This is a genomic window from Ralstonia pickettii (assembly GCF_016466415.2).
Lineage (GTDB): Bacteria > Pseudomonadota > Gammaproteobacteria > Burkholderiales > Burkholderiaceae > Ralstonia > Ralstonia pickettii.
Genome location: NZ_CP066772.2, coordinates 408977 through 423883, shown reverse-complemented (window position 1 = coordinate 423883; position 14907 = coordinate 408977). Strand labels below are relative to the sequence as shown.

Sequence of the window (14907 nt, the reverse complement as noted above, 5' to 3'; positions counted from 1 at the left end):
CGGGCGCTTGTCTTCCTGAGTGCCATTTCGGTCAACGCAATGAATGTCTACCTGCTCCAGGTCGTCAACGGCGTGGGGATCGGCATGCTCTACTTTCTGCTGGCGGTAGGGCTGTCGATCATCTTCGGGCTGTTGCGCTTCGTCAATTTCGCCCACGGCGCGTTTTATGCGCTGGGCGCGTATCTCTGCTTCCAGGCCCTGCAGATGGGCATGGATTTCTGGCTGGCGCTCGTGCTTGCGCCCATCGTCATCGGCGCGCTGGCCTGGGTGACGGAGAAAGTGCTGCTGCGCCACGTCTACGCGCAGGCGCACGAATTCCACATCCTCGTCACCGTGGGTCTGGCCTTGGTCGTGCAGGAACTCATCATCGTGGCGTGGGGGCCGCTGGGCGTGGATGTACCGGCGCCCGATGCCTTGCAGGGCGTGGTGATGTGGGGCGATTTCGTCTACCCGAAATACCGCCTGTTCGTCATCGGTTTTACCGCCGTGCTGGCGCTCGCGCTGTGGTGGCTGCTGGAGGGCACGCGCCTGGGCAGCGCGGTGCGCGCGGGCAGTGAATCGACCGAGATGGTCTCGCTGCTCGGCATCAACGTATTCCGCCTGTTCAGCTTGATGTTTGCACTGGGCGCGGCGACGGCGGCGGTGGCCGGTGTGCTGGCTGCGCCCATTCGCGGCGCGGAGCCCTTCATGGGCGTGGAGGCCCTCGGCGTCGCCTTCGTGGTTGTGGTGGTGGGCGGCATGGGTAGCTTTGCGGGGGCGCTGGTTGGCGGCCTGCTGGTCGGCATCGTGCAGAGCCTGATGAGCACGCTGTGGCCCGAGGGCGCGCGGCTGATGATCTACGTGGCGATGGCGGCCGTGCTGCTGCTGCGCCCGCACGGCCTGCTGGGGAGGGGATGATGCAAGCCGCATTCAATGGAATTTCGCGTCATCGCTTCTGGTGGCTGGCGCTGGGCGTGACGTTGCTGCTGCCGCTGGTGCTGACGTCCGGCACATTGGCCACCGAAGTGCTCGTCTACGCGATGGCGGTGATGGCCTGCAACGTGCTGCTCGGCTACACGGGGCTGCTGTCGTTCGGGCAAGGCATCTTCTTCGGGCTCGGCAGCTATGCCGTGGGCATCGGCCTCACACAACTGGCGCTGCCGATGCCGGTGGCGCTTGTCCTGGCCGTGGTGGTGGGCGCGGTCGTGGCGGCGGTGGTCGGCTGGTTTGCCATCCGCCAGCGCGGCACGTACTTCGTCATGCTGACGCTGGCCTTCTCGCAGATGTTCTATTTCCTGGCCTACACCACGCCGTCGCTCACAGGCGGAGACAACGGCCTGCTGGACATTCCGCGTCCGGCGTTTGCGGCGTCACCGTGGGCGTTCTACGCGTTTGTCGCGGCGCTGTTCCTCGTCGTGTTCTTCCTCGTGCAGCGTGTGACGGAATCGGTGTTTGGCCGCACGCTGCTGGCCATTCGCGACAACGAAGAACGTGCGCTCGCCGTCGGCTACAACGTGCGCGCCTTCAAGCTGCTCGCGTTTGTCATCTCCGGTGCGGTGACGGGGCTGGCGGGCGCCTTGCACGCCATGCTCACGGGCATCGCGCCGCTGGCCAATATCGACTACCACGTCAGCGAGATGATTCTGGTGATGACCGTGATCGGCGGCACGGGCAACGTGTTTGCCTCGGTGTTGGGCGCAGCGTTCTATGTGTTGCTGTCGGACTGGCTCTCCAGCCTGTGGCCGCGCTGGCTGATGCTGCTGGGCTTCCTCTTGATTGCGGTGAGCCTGTTCATGCAGCGCGGGCTGTTCGGGCTCGGGCAGAAGCTGTGGCAGCGCGTGCGCGCACCGCGTCAGGCACCCGCGGTGCAGGAGGAGCGCGCATGACCACCACGCCCATCCTCCAGGCCGCCGGCATCGTCAAGCAGTACGGCAAGTTCACCGCACTGGGCGGCGTTGACTTGCGTGTGATGCCCGGCACGGTCCATTCCGTCATCGGGCCCAACGGCGCGGGCAAGACCACGCTGTTCCACATGCTCACGGGCACACGCATGATCACCAGCGGCACCATCGTTTTCGATGGCCACGACGTGACGCGTGAAGCCGACTACCAGCGTGTGCAGCGTGGCATTGCGCGTTCGTTCCAGGTGACGAGCCTGTTCCCGAGCCTTTCCGTGCGTGAGAACCTGCGCCTCGCCGCACTCGGCACCACGCCGCGTCGTGCCCTGCACGGCTGGCGCCTGCCGCAGGGCGAGCTGGCCTGCGCCGACACGGTCGACCGCGTGCTCGATCGGCTTGAATTGCCGCGCCTGGCCGACACGCCGGCCGCCGTCCTTTCGCACGGCCAGCAGCGCCGGCTGGAAGTGGGCATGGCGCTGGCCGCCAACCCGCGCGCGATCTTCCTGGATGAACCCACCTCCGGCATGGGCGTGGACGACCTGCCCGCCATGAAGGCGCTCATTCGCGGCCTCGCGCAGGATCACACGGTCGTGCTGATCGAACACAACATGGACATCGTGATGGACATCTCCGACATGATCACCGTCATGCAGCAGGGCAAGGTGCTCATGGAGGGCACGCCCGATGCCGTGCGGGCGGATCCGCGCGTGCGCGCCGCGTATCTCGGCAACATGATCACGGGAGGTAAAGCATGACGACGACGGCGATTCTCGACGTTGCAGACCTCCACGGCTATTACGGCAAGAGCCACGTGCTGCAGGGCGTGGCGCTCACGGTGGGCGAGGGCGAACTGGTGACGCTGCTCGGCCGCAATGGCGCTGGAAAATCGACCACGCTCAAAGCGATTGCCGGCGTCGTCACGCCGCGCGGCGGGCAAGTGCGTTTTCGTGGCAAGGACATCGCTGGGCAGCCGCCGCACCGCATTGCCGCGCAGGGCCTGTGCCTGGTGCCGGAGCATCGCGGCATCTTCAAGCTGCTGACGGTAGAAGAGAACCTGAAGCTCGGCGCGCGGCGCGATTCTCCGTGGCAGCTGGCTGACATCTATCGCATCTTCCCGCGACTGCATGAGCGGCGGCGTAACGGTGGCGCCAACCTATCGGGCGGCGAGCAGCAGATGCTCGCCATCGGCCGCGCGCTCATGAACCACCCGCGCCTGCTGATGCTCGACGAGCCGGTCGAAGGTCTGGCCCCCGTCATCGTGGAGGAGATCGTCGCGCAGCTGAAGGTCATCAAGCAGGCGGGCGTATCCATCCTGCTGGTCGAACAGAACCTCGAAGTCTGCACGCAGCTCGCCGATCGCCACGTGATCATCGAACAGGGCCGCGTGGTCTACACCGGCACCAACGAAGCCTTCCGCGCCGACGACGCCATCAAGGACCGCTACCTCGGCGTCGGCCTGGCCGCTTAAACGTACACATCATGACGACCACGCAACTCGACACCACTTTGCGCATCAACGGCGCACGCCTGTGGGACACGCTCATGCAGCAGGCGCGCATCGGCGCCACGCCCAAGGGCGGCGTGCGCCGCCTCGCGTTGACCGATCTCGACCGGCAAGGCCGCGATTTCTTCGTTGCACAGGCCGAAGCCGCAGGCTGCGCCGTGCGTGTGGACGCCATCGGCAACCTGTTCGCGCGCCGGCCTGGACACAACAACGCGCTGCCGCCCGTCATGACCGGCAGCCACATCGACACGCAGCCGACCGGCGGCAAGTTCGACGGCAACTACGGCGTGTTCGCCGGCATCGAGGTGGTGCGCGCGCTCAACGATGCGGGCATCGAAACGGAAGCGCCTATCGAAGTGGCCGTGTGGACCAACGAAGAAGGTTCGCGCTTCGTGCCGGTGATGATGGGCTCCGGCGCGTTCATCGGCGAGTTTGCGCTGGATGCCGTGCTGGCCGCGCAGGACCGCGACGGCGTGGCCGTGGGCGAGGCGCTGCGCAGTATCGGCTATGCGGGGAGTGAGTCTGTTGGCGGCCGAGCCGTCGGTGCCTACTTCGAAGCGCATATCGAACAAGGGCCGGTGCTGGAGGCACACGGCAAGACCATCGGCGTGGTGACGGGCGCGCTCGGCCAGCGCTGGTACGACGTGGTCTTGACCGGCATGGAAGCGCACGCCGGCCCCACGCCGATGGAGCTGCGCCGCGATGCGTTGTTGCCCGCCGCAGAACTCGTCGGCATTGCCAACCGCATCGCGCTCGAGCGCCCGCCGCATGCGCGCGCCACGGTGGGCTGCCTGAGCGTGCATCCGGATTCGCGCAACGTGATTCCGGGGCAGGTATCGATGACGATCGACTTCCGCGCGGCCGACGACGCGGTGTTGTCCGACATGGATGCGGCACTGCATGAGGCGGTGGCGGAGTTGCGCACACGCAGCGGCATCGACATCGCATTGCGCCAGGTCGTGTACTTCCCGCCGCAGCCGTTTGACGCCACGCTGGTGAACGCGGTGCGCAGCGGCGCGCGGCAGTTGGGGTTGTCGGAGATGGACGTGATCAGCGGCGCGGGCCATGACGCGGTCTATCTGGCGCGTGTGGCCCCCACCGCGATGATCTTCGTGCCGTGCAAGGACGGCATCAGCCACAACGAGATCGAAGACGCCCGCCCCGAACATCTTGAAGCCGGGGCCAACGTGCTGCTGCACGCGATGCTGCAGGCCGCTGGCCGCGTTTGACACCATCACCCGACCGCTCATGCGCATCCTGATCGCCCGCTTCAATCACGAGACGAATACGTTCTCACCGGTACCGACACCGCTGGCATCGTTCCATCCGCACTACGGCGCCGACGCGTACCGCGCCGCCAAGGGCACGCGCACGGCGGCCGGCGCGTTCATTGATCTGGCGGAGGCGGCGGGCGCCGAAATCGTCGTGCCCGTCGTGGCCGGAGCGAACCCCAGCGGACGCGTCGCTGCCGAGGCGTACACAACGTTGTGCGACGCCATCGTCGCGGCGGCGCCTGGGTGCGATGCGCTGTTGCTCGACCTGCACGGCGCGATGGTCGCGGAGAACAGCGACGACGGCGAGGGCGATCTGCTTGAACGTCTGCGCGCGGTGGTGCCCGACGTCCCAATTGCCGTCGCGCTCGACTTGCACGGCAATCTCACGCAGAAGTTCATTGACTTGGCCGACATCGCAGTCAGTTTCAAGACGTATCCGCACGTTGACATGTACGAAACCGGGGAGCACGCCGGCCGTTTGCTGTTCGACAAGCTGGCCGGCCGCGCGAACCCCGTGCTCGCGTGGCGCCGCCTGCCGATGGTCACGCATACCCTGCGCAGCCGCACCGACGAAGGCGCGATGCACCGCGCCGTGGCGCTCGCAAAGCAGGCCGAGACTGACGGCATGCTGGCCGTGTCGATCCTGGCCGGATTCGGGCTGGCGGACATTGCCGCGCCGTGCCTTTCTGTCGTGGTGGTCGGCAACGGCGACAAACATGCCGCCGACGCCGCGGCGCAACGCATTGCCGATGCCATCTGGGGGGATCGCGAAGGGTTCGTCTACCGCTCCGAACCGTTGACCGAATCGATCGCGCGCGCAGCCAAGTTGGCCGATGCCCCGGGCAGCGGCCCCGTGCTGCTACTCGACCATGGCGACAACTGCATGTCCGGCGGCACGTGCGACGACATGCACGTCCTGCACGAAGCGTTGCGGCAAGGCTTGAGCGGCATCGCTGTCGGGCCGGTGTGCGACCCGGAAGCCGTCGCGGCGATGATCGAGGCGGGCGAGGGTGCCACGGTCACGCTCCCGGTCGGCGACAAGGTGCCGCTTGTGCAGCTCGGCATCTACCCCGTGCCGCGCGCGCTGACGGGCAAGGTTGTCGCCATCAGCGACGGCGAATACACCATCACGGGGCCGACCTATACGGGCCAGCGCATCCGCATGGGCCGAACGGCGCTGCTCGACATCGGCGCGGCGCAGATCGTCGTCACGGAGACGCCGCAGGAGCATTGGGACCTCGGCATCTTCACGCACATCGGCGTGGACCCGCATGCCGCGCGCTTCGTGCTGTTGAAGTCGCGCATGTATTGCCGGCCCGTGTTCGTGCCGATTGCCAAGGCCGTGGTGGAGTGCGATGGCGGCGGCGTGACGAGTTCGGACTACACCCGCTTTCCGTTTGTGAAGGTGCAGCGGCCCGTGTTTCCGCTCGATGCGGACGCGGTGCCTGCCTAAGCGCTACGCGCTGTCGCGCTCAACGAGGGTGAAACCCACATCGACCGTGCGCCGTTCTTCGTCGCCGTGTTCGATGCGGTTGATCAGCAACGTCGCTGCCAGCTTGCCGATGCCTGTGCCGTCGATGCGGATGGTGGTGAGCGCGGGCGTGGTGTCTTTGGCGAACACCTGGTCGCCGTAGCCGACCACGCGGAGTTGCGCCGGCACGGCAATGCCGCGATGTTCCGCCTCCATCAGCACGCCGAGCGCAAGGATGTCTGCGCCGCAGAAAATGGCGTCGGTGTCCGGATGCTGCTCTAGCAATGTACCCAGTGCACGCCGGCCGTCGCCCAGGCTGGCGGGGGATTCGGCGGCCATCACGGGAATGTAGGCCTCTGAGCCGAACGCCTTCACGAAGGCCTGCGCGCGGGCCTGTGCACGGCGGTCGCTCGGCGTGATGACGGCGGGGCGCTTTGCGCCGCGTTGCTTCAGATAGCGCGCCGCCGCCTGGCCGACCTTCTGGTGCGAGAAGCCCACCAGCATGTCCAGCGGGTTGCGCGTGATGTCCCAGGTTTCCACTACCGGTACGCCGGCCGCCTGCAGCTTCTGTCGCACGCTGGCGGAGTGCACCACACCGGTCAGCACGATGCCCGCAGGGCGCCGTCCGACGATCGCATCGAGCAGTGCATCTTCGCGTGATTCGTCATAGCCGCTCTGGCCGATCAGCAATTGATAGCCCGCAGCAGCCAACTCGGTGGTCAGCGCCGCGACCGTTTCCTGAAACACGCTGCCCGCAATCGTCGGGATGAGCGCGACGATCAACCGGCTGCGGTTGGATGCCAGTGAGCCGGCCACGAGGTCCGGCGTATAGCCGGTCTGCCGCACCGCTTCGCGCACGCGCTCGAGCGTGTCGCCCGACACCAGCTCCGGCGTGTTCAGCGCACGGGACACCGTCACCTTGGTCACACCCACCAGCTTGGCAAGGTCGCTCAGAGTGACGCGCCCGGTGTTCTTGCGCGCACGGCGTGGGGCTGCCGGCGCGGTTTCTACGAGGGACACGATGGTGGACTTGGTCACGTGATCGATGGGCCGATTGGGGAAACACAGGGAAAAAGGGGCTAGCAATTATCGCAAAACCAGACTACGATTGCTCTAATGTTACCGGTTACATAAACCGGTAACATCAAAACTCACGATCGACTGCGGCTGCACGAGAAGACAGCCCGGAGGAGCAAAGGATGTTGCAGGCAACCCCAGCGTACGCTGGGCCGCTGATTCAGCTGAACGCGGCAGACAACGTGCTGATTGCGCGCGAAGGGCTGTCGCTCGGCGCAAACCTGTCGATCAACGGAACGACGGTGCGCCTGCGCGCGCAGGTGCCGGCCGGCCACAAGATCGCCGCGCGGCGAATCGCCCAGGGCGAAGCCATCCGCAAGTACGACACGATCATCGGGCGCGCCGCACGCGACATCGCGGCGGGCGAACACGTCCACACGCACAACGTCGAGCTGATCGACTACGCACGCGACCCGGGCTTCGGTCTGGATGTGCGCCCGGTCGATTACATCCCAGAGGCGCAGCGCGCTACGTTCAATGGCATCGTCCGCCCCGATGGCCGCGTGGCTACGCGCAACTTCATCGGCATCCTGGCGTCGGTCAACTGCTCGTCTACCGTCATCAAGAACATTGCGGCATGGTTCACGCCGGAGCGCCTCGCGCTGTTTCCCAATGTGGATGGCGTGGTGGCATTTGCGCAGACGAGCGGCTGCGGGATGTCGTCGCCATCCGAGCATTTCGATGTGCTGCGCCGCACGCTGGCGGGCTACGCGCGGCATCCGAACCTGGCGGGTGTGCTGATTGTCGGACTGGGCTGCGAGCGCAACCAGGTGGCAGATCTGATGACCAGTCAGGGCCTGAAAACCGGCAACCTGATGCACACGTTGGTGATGCAGGACACCGGCGGCACGCGCGCCACCATCGAGGCGGGCATCGCGGCCATCGAGAAGATGCTGCCGGCGGCCAACGACATCGTTCGCCGCCCGGTATCGGCCAGTCATATCAAGATCGGCCTGGAGTGCGGTGGCTCCGATGGCTTCTCGGGCATCACCGCCAACCCCGCGCTCGGTGCGGCGATGGATTTGCTGGTGCGCCATGGCGGCACGGCCATCCTGTCGGAAACGCCGGAGATCCACGGCGTGGAAACCATGCTCACGCGCCGCGCGGTGTCGCCCGAAGTCGGCCAGAAGCTGCTCGATCGGCTGGCCTGGTGGGAGAACTACACGCGCGGCCACAACGGCCAGTTCAACGGCGTGGTTGGGCCCGGCAACCAGCAGGGCGGTCTGGCCAACATCTTCGAAAAATCACTCGGCTCGGCCATGAAGGGCGGCACCACGCCGCTGCAAGCCGTGTACGAATACGCCGAGCCCATCGACCGCGCGGGCTTTGTCTTCATGGATTCCCCCGGCTACGACCCCGTTGCCGTGACGGGCCAGATTGCCAGCGGCGCCAACCTGATCTGCTTCACCACGGGACGCGGCTCGATGTTCGGCTCGAAACCCGCTCCGACGATCAAGCTCGCCAGCAACACGCCCATGTTCCGCCGGTTTGAAGAAGACATGGACATCAATTGCGGCCGCATTCTCGACGGCGAACGTTCGGTGGAAGAGATGGGACAGGACATCTTCGAACACATCCTGCGTACCGCCTCGGGCGAGCGCACCAAGAGCGAACTGCTCGGCCTTGGAGACCATGAATTCGTGCCGTGGCACATGGGCATCGTGAGTTAGCGCCTCGACTCGAAGGCACGCATCACCTACTACAAAACAGGAGACAAACCATGCAGGACACGTCACAAGGCGGCCCGCGCTCGAAAGTGCGCTGGGTTGTCGCCGGCCTCATGTGGGCGGCGATTGCCATCAACTACATCGACCGCACCGTGCTGTCGGCCGCCGCGCCGCACATCCAGAAGGAATTCCACCTGAGCGCGGTGGAAATGGGCGTCGTCATGTCGGCGTTCTTCTGGTCGTATGCGCTGCTGCAGTTGCCGGCCGGCATTCTGGCCGACCGCTTCGGGCAAAAGAAGGTGCTCGGGTTTGCGGTGCTGTGGTGGTCTGTTGCGACGGCGTTGACGGGCCTGGCAAACGGTTTCAAGTCGCTGGTGGGCCTGCGTGTGGCGTTGGGCATCGGCGAGGCAGGTGCGTATCCGAGCAGCGCGGGCATCACGGGGCGCTGGTTCCCCAAACAGGAACGCGCCACGGTGGCGGCCATTTTCGATAGCGGCTCAAAGTTGGGTAGCGCCGTCGCCTTGCCGCTTATCGCGTGGCTGTTGGTGATGTTCGATTGGAAGATCACCTTTGCCGTGACAGGCGGGCTGGGCATCGTGTGGGCAGTGGTGTGGTGGGCGGTGTTCAAGGAAACGCCCGAAGCGCACAAAGGCGTGAACGCCGCTGAGTTGGCCCACATCCAACGCGGCCTGCCGCCAGCCCGCAAGGATGAACCCAAGGTGCCCTGGACGAAGCTGCTTACGCACCGGAACATCTGGGCGATGTGCATCGGCTTCTTCATGATCAACTACAACTCGTACTTCTTCATCACGTGGCTGCCGACGTACCTCGTCAAGGAACGCGGCATGGGCCTGATGCAGATGGGCCTCATGGCGTCGCTGCCGCTGTTCGTCTCGATGTTCGTGGAGGTGTTCGCGGGCTGGGCGTCGGACCGCGTGTATGCGTCGGGCAAGCTTTCGCTCACGGCCACGCGCAAGCTGTTCCTTATCATCGGTCTCGTGATGGCGTCGAGCATCGGGCTGGCGGCGTTCGCACAGTCGGCCGTTGTGGCAGTCATCCTGCTGTGCGTCGCGAAGTCTGGCACGACCGTGGCGGCGTCGCAGGTGTGGGCGCTTCCGGCGGATGTGGCGCCGGGCAACAACGTGTCGATGGTGGCGGGCCTGCAGAACAGCGTGTCGAATATTGGAGGCGTGGTCGGCCCGATCGTCACCGGCGCCATCGTGGGTGCCACGGGCTCGTTCATTCCGGCGCTGGTGTTCTCCGCCGCACTGATCGGCCTCGCGATCCTGAATTACCTCTTCCTGCTCGGCAAGGTGGAACCCATCAGCTTCGAGCCCACTCCTGAAACACATCATTCGCATGACCAACGCAATGCAGACGCCCGCGCTTAACCGACCGAACAGTTTCAAGGCCGCGCTGGCCGCCAAGCAACGCCAGATCGGTTTCTGGCTGGCGATGAGCGATCCGTACCTGGCGGAGGTGAGTGCCACGGCCGGCTTCGATTGGCTGCTGATCGACAGCGAGCACGCTCCGAACGACGTGCGCACGATCCTCGCGCAACTGCAGGCCGTGGCGCCGTACCGTGCCGAGCCCATCGTGCGGCCGTACAGCGGCGATCCCGCCCTCATCAAGCGCCTGCTCGACATTGGCGCACGCACGCTGCTGGTGCCGATGGTGGATACGGCGGAACAGGCGCGCGATCTCGTGCGTGCGGTGCGCTACCCGCCGTTCGGCATTCGTGGCGTGGGCAGCGCGGTAGGCCGTGCATCGCGTTGGAGCGCCCGCACCGACTACCTGCAAGTGGCTGATGACGAAGCCTGCTTGCTCGTGCAAGCCGAAACCGTGATCGCTCTGCAGAACCTCGAAGCCATTTGCGCCGTGGATGGCGTGGACGGCGTCTTCATCGGCCCGGCCGATCTGGCCGCGTCGATGGGCCATCGCGGCAATGCCGGCCATCCGGAGGTGCAGGCCGCCATCGACAACGCCATGCGCACGATCATCGCGTCGGGCAAGGCAGCCGGCACGCTCACATCCGACCCCGTGCTCGCACGCCACTACCTGGAACTCGGCTGCACCTTTGTCGCCACCGGCATCGACATCCTCCTGTTCGCCAACGGCGCCCGCAAGCTCGCGCGAGACTTCATCGCGCCGCAAACCGCCTGATCGTTCTTCTCTTTCCAACGGATCTGACATGACCCGCAAGACTTACCGGATCGCCGTGATCCCCGGCGACGGCATTGGCCGCGAAGTGATGCCCGAAGGCCTGCGCGTGCTCGAAGCGGCCGCGCGCCGCTTCGGCATCAGCCTCGAGACCCAGTACATCGACTGGGCCAGTTGTGATTACTACCAGCAGCACGGCCAGATGATGCCGGACGACTGGAAGCAGCAACTGCAAGGCATGGACGCCATCCTGTTCGGCGCGGTCGGCTGGCCGGCCACCGTGCCCGATCACGTTTCGCTGTGGGGCTCGCTGCTCAAGTTCCGCCGCGAGTTCGATCAATACATCAACTTGCGCCCCGTGCGCCTGTTTGAAGGCGTGCCGTGCCCGCTCGCCAATCGCAAGCCCGGCGACATCAACTACTACGTCGTGCGCGAGAACACCGAAGGCGAGTACACATCGCTCGGCGGCATCATGTACGAAGGCACCGACCGCGAGATCGTGATCCAGGAATCGGTCTACTCGCGCAAGGGCGCAGAGCGGCTACTGAAGTTCGCGTTCGACCTCGCACAGAGCCGCCAGCGCAAGCATGTGACGCTCGCCACCAAGAGCAACGGCATCGCCATCAGCATGCCGTGGTGGGACAAGCGCGCGGAGGAAGTCGCGCAAAACTACCCGGACGTCACGCTCGACAAGCAGCACATCGACATCCTGACCGCGCGCTTCGTGCTGCAGCCGGGCCGCTTCGACGTGGTGGCTGCCACTAATTTATTCGGCGACATCCTGTCCGATCTTGGCCCGGCCACCACCGGCACGATCGGGCTGGCGCCTTCCGCCAACCTGAACCCCGATCGCACGTTCCCGTCGCTGTTCGAGCCCGTGCACGGCTCGGCGCCGGACATCTACGGCAAGAACATCGCCAACCCGATTGCAATGATCTGGTCGGGCGCCTTGATGCTGGACTTCCTCACGCAAGGGCAGGGCGCGGGGCGTGCGGCGCACGACGCCATCGTCGCGGCCATCGAGACCGTCCTGAAAGAAGGCCCGCGCACACCGGACCTGGGCGGCACTGCCAACACCACTCAGGTGGGCGAGGCGATTGCCGCGCACCTGGGTTGAGCGACGAGAAGGAATCGATGATGGCTTTCAGCTTCGACCAACTCCGCCAGACGGGGCTCGTGCGCACCGACAACCTGATCGAGGGCCAGTGGGTGGACGGCACCGACGGCGCACGCTTTGCCGTGACGGACCCGGCCACCGGCAGCCTCATCGCCAACGTGCCCGATAGCGGCGTTGCCGACGCGCGTGCCGCCACCGACGCGGCAGCCCGCGCCTTTCCCGCGTGGCGCGACAGGCTGCCTGCCGAACGCGCTGCCATCTTGCGCCGCTGGCACGCGGCCATCGTTGCCAATGCCGACGCGCTGGGGCGGCTGATTTCTCTGGAGCAGGGCAAGCCGTTTGCCGAAGGGCGCGGCGAGGTCATGTACGGCGCCTCGTACGTCGCCTGGTTTGCCGACGAGGCCACGCGCATCTACGGCGACCTGATCCCGCAGCAGCAGCGCGGCAAGCGCATGAGCGCCGTCAAGGAGCCCGTCGGCATCGTGGCGGCCATCACGCCGTGGAATTTCCCGCTGGCGATGATTGCGCGCAAGATCGCGCCGGCGCTGGCGGCGGGCTGCACCGTGGTCGCCAAGCCGGCGGAAGACACGCCGCTCACGGCGCTCGCGCTGGCGCAGCTTGCGCAGGAGGCCGGGCTGCCGCCGGGCGTGCTGAACATGATCTCGGCCTCGCGTGAGCGCGGCATCGAGGCCGTGGCCGATTGGCTGCACGACAGCCGCGTGCGCAAGATCACCTTCACGGGCTCGACGCCGGTGGGCAAGTATCTGGCGCACGAATCGGCGGGCACGCTAAAGAAGCTGTCGCTGGAGTTGGGCGGCAACGCGCCGTTCATCGTGTTTGACGACGCGGACCTTGATGCGGCCATCACGGGTTTGCTGGCGGCCAAGTTCCGCAACGGCGGCCAGACGTGCGTGTGCCCCAACCGCGTCTACGTGCAGGCCGGCGTGTATGAGCGCTTTGGCGCCATGCTGGCCGAGCGGGTTTCCGCGCTGAAAGTCGCGCCCGCCACCGATCCGGATGCGCAGATCGGCCCGATGATCAACGCCCGCGCCGTCGACAAGATCGAACGCCACGTGCAGGACGCCGTTGCCAACGGTGCGCGCGTGCTGGCCGGGGGCAAGCGCCTGCCGGACGTTGGCGAACACTTCTATGCGCCCACCGTGCTGGCCGACGCCCATAGCAGCATGGCCCTGTGCGGCGAAGAGACGTTCGGCCCCGTTGCGCCGCTGTTCCGCTTCGTCGATGAAGCCGAAGCCGTGCAGGCCGCCAACGACACGCCGTTTGGGCTCGCCTCGTACTTCTACACGCAGGACATCCGCCGCATCGAGCGTGTATCGCGCGCGCTGGAAGCGGGCATCGTCGGCATCAATGAAGGCGCGCTCGCCAGCGAGGCGGCGCCTTTTGGCGGCGTGAAGGAATCGGGCTACGGCCGCGAGGGCTCCAAGTACGGGCTCGACGATTACCTGTCGATCAAGTATCTGTGCCAGGGCGGGCTGAACTAGCGCGCTGAATCCCAGAAGCGTTGTGCACGGAACGGGCGAACATCTACGGTCGGTGTCTCGCCCGTCATCATTTCCGCAATTAATCGCCCGGTGATCGGGCCCAACGTCAGGCCATGGTGTGCATGCCCGAACGCAAACCACAGGCTTGGATGGTGCGGAGCAGGCCCGATGATCGGCAGCATGTCGGGCGTGCAGGGGCGGGCGCCAAGCCAGGGTTCCGCATCCACACGTTCGGCCAGCGGAAAGAGCTTGCGGGCGATGGGCTCGACGGCGTTGAGCTGCACGGGCGTCTTCGGTGCATCGCGGTGTGCGAGTTCCGCGCCGGTCGTCAGCCGGATGCCGCGCGCCATCGGTGCCAGCACATAACCGCCGTCGGCATCAAGCACGGGATGGTTCAACTGCGCACCGTGCGCGGGCGCGTAGTGCATGTGATACCCGCGCTTGACGGCCAGCGGCAGGCTGTAGCCCAGGCGTGAGGTGAGGACGTCCGCCCAGGGGCCCATGGCAATGACGACGTTGTCGGCGCGCAGCTCGCCTTCCTTCGTTTGCAGCAGCCACGGCGCGTTGGGCGTCAGCGTGTTGGCGTCGGCTTCAAACAGGCGGCCGCCGAGTTGCTCGAAATGCTTTGCGTAGGCCGTGACCAGCGCGTTCGGGTCGCTCACGGAATCCGCTTCTGTATAGCGCAGGCCGCCGAGCAGCGATGTGTCCAGATGCGGCTCAACCGTGCGCAAGCGCGCCGGGTCCAGCGCCTCAAACGCGACGCCGTATTCGCGCTGCCAACGCTCGACGTTGCGGGTTTCCTTGTCCTGCGTGGCAGCGTTGCGGAAGACCTTGATCCAGCCGCTGGGCCGGATCAGATGCGTGGCACCGGCGGCTTCGGCCAGCGCGCGGTGCTCGCTCACGCTGTGCGCGATCAGCGGCGCATACGCACGTGCAATCGCCGCGTGCCGCGTCGGGTGCGAGTTGCGCCAGTACTGCCACAAGAACGGCAGCAACCGGGGTAGATCGCCCGGGTGGTAATGCACATCCGCCGACGTGTTGCCCGCATAACGCAACAACGTCGACAGGTCGCGCGGAAACGCATACGGATACACACCCTCGCGCTGGATCAGCCCGGCATTGCCGAACGACGTCTCAAAGCCCGGCGCACGGCGGTCCACCAGCGCGACGGCGCGCCCGCGTTTCTGCAGATGCACCGCCACCGATACGCCGACAATGCCGGCACCCAGCACAAGGGTGTCAAAGCGCATGGCGGCCG

13 protein-coding genes are annotated in these 14907 nt (G+C 66.1%); 11 read left to right on the top strand and 2 right to left on the bottom strand.

Going from position 1 to position 14907, the window contains the following annotated elements; all coding sequences use genetic code 11:
• The first annotated feature begins 39 nt into the window (after positions 1 to 39).
• From RP6297_RS18150 to RP6297_RS18125, 6 genes are read left to right on the top strand one after another with little or no spacing between them, the layout of a single operon-like run.
• Positions 40 to 897 carry a branched-chain amino acid ABC transporter permease gene (locus RP6297_RS18150; RefSeq protein ID WP_009240143.1) on the top strand — a complete coding sequence of 286 codons (858 nt, stop codon included), beginning with the start codon at positions 40 to 42 and terminating at the stop codon, positions 895 to 897.
• A complete protein-coding gene (locus tag RP6297_RS18145) occupies positions 897 to 1865 on the top strand; it encodes a branched-chain amino acid ABC transporter permease (protein WP_009240142.1) in 969 nt (322 codons plus the stop codon). Before RP6297_RS18150 ends, RP6297_RS18145 begins: the two co-directional genes overlap by 1 nt.
• Entirely contained in the window at positions 1862 to 2632 is a 771-nt protein-coding gene (locus RP6297_RS18140; RefSeq protein ID WP_009240141.1) for an ABC transporter ATP-binding protein, read from the top strand. The genes RP6297_RS18145 and RP6297_RS18140 overlap by 4 nt, the downstream gene beginning before the upstream one ends.
• A complete protein-coding gene (locus RP6297_RS18135) occupies positions 2629 to 3345 on the top strand; it encodes an ABC transporter ATP-binding protein (protein WP_009240140.1) in 717 nt (238 codons plus the stop codon). The genes RP6297_RS18140 and RP6297_RS18135 overlap by 4 nt, the downstream gene beginning before the upstream one ends.
• 11 nt (positions 3346 to 3356) lie before the next feature.
• Positions 3357 to 4610: a Zn-dependent hydrolase gene (locus RP6297_RS18130; protein WP_009240139.1), complete on the top strand. Its 1254-nt coding sequence runs from the start codon at positions 3357 to 3359 to the stop codon at positions 4608 to 4610.
• 19 nt (positions 4611 to 4629) lie between these two features.
• A complete protein-coding gene (locus RP6297_RS18125) occupies positions 4630 to 6108 on the top strand; it encodes a M81 family metallopeptidase (RefSeq protein ID WP_009240138.1) in 1479 nt (492 codons plus the stop codon).
• A gap of 3 nt (positions 6109 to 6111) precedes the next feature.
• Here the strand turns inward: RP6297_RS18125 and RP6297_RS18120 are convergent, their stop codons facing one another.
• Positions 6112 to 7164 (bottom strand): LacI family DNA-binding transcriptional regulator, encoded by a 1053-nt coding sequence (locus RP6297_RS18120; RefSeq protein WP_009240137.1) that lies wholly within the window; start codon positions 7162 to 7164, stop codon positions 6112 to 6114.
• A 161-nt stretch (positions 7165 to 7325) separates the two neighbouring features.
• On the opposite strand from RP6297_RS18120, the gene RP6297_RS18115 reads away from it, so the two are divergent.
• Genes RP6297_RS18115 through RP6297_RS18095 form a run of 5 tightly spaced genes read left to right on the top strand, consistent with a single transcriptional unit; the run spans position 7326 to position 13649 of the window.
• A complete protein-coding gene (locus RP6297_RS18115; RefSeq protein WP_037028622.1) occupies positions 7326 to 8873 on the top strand; it encodes a UxaA family hydrolase in 1548 nt (515 codons plus the stop codon).
• A gap of 50 nt (positions 8874 to 8923) precedes the next feature.
• Entirely contained in the window at positions 8924 to 10261 is a 1338-nt protein-coding gene (locus tag RP6297_RS18110) for an MFS transporter (protein ID WP_009240135.1), read from the top strand.
• Positions 10230 to 11033 (top strand): 4-hydroxy-2-oxoheptanedioate aldolase, encoded by an 804-nt coding sequence (gene hpaI / locus RP6297_RS18105; RefSeq protein WP_004632569.1) that lies wholly within the window; start codon positions 10230 to 10232, stop codon positions 11031 to 11033. The genes RP6297_RS18110 and hpaI overlap by 32 nt, the downstream gene beginning before the upstream one ends.
• Before the next feature lie 28 nt (positions 11034 to 11061).
• A complete protein-coding gene (locus tag RP6297_RS18100) occupies positions 11062 to 12147 on the top strand; it encodes a tartrate dehydrogenase (RefSeq protein ID WP_199517409.1) in 1086 nt (361 codons plus the stop codon).
• A 20-nt stretch (positions 12148 to 12167) separates the two neighbouring features.
• Positions 12168 to 13649 (top strand): NAD-dependent succinate-semialdehyde dehydrogenase, encoded by a 1482-nt coding sequence (locus RP6297_RS18095; protein ID WP_009240133.1) that lies wholly within the window; start codon positions 12168 to 12170, stop codon positions 13647 to 13649.
• On the opposite strand, the gene RP6297_RS18090 is transcribed toward RP6297_RS18095, so the two are convergent.
• On the bottom strand, positions 13646 to 14899 hold the full coding sequence (locus tag RP6297_RS18090; RefSeq protein ID WP_009240132.1) for an NAD(P)/FAD-dependent oxidoreductase: 1254 nt from the start codon (positions 14897 to 14899) through the stop codon (positions 13646 to 13648). The two genes, RP6297_RS18095 and RP6297_RS18090, sit on opposite strands and share 4 nt — an antisense overlap.
• Between the last annotated feature and the right edge of the window lie 8 nt (positions 14900 to 14907).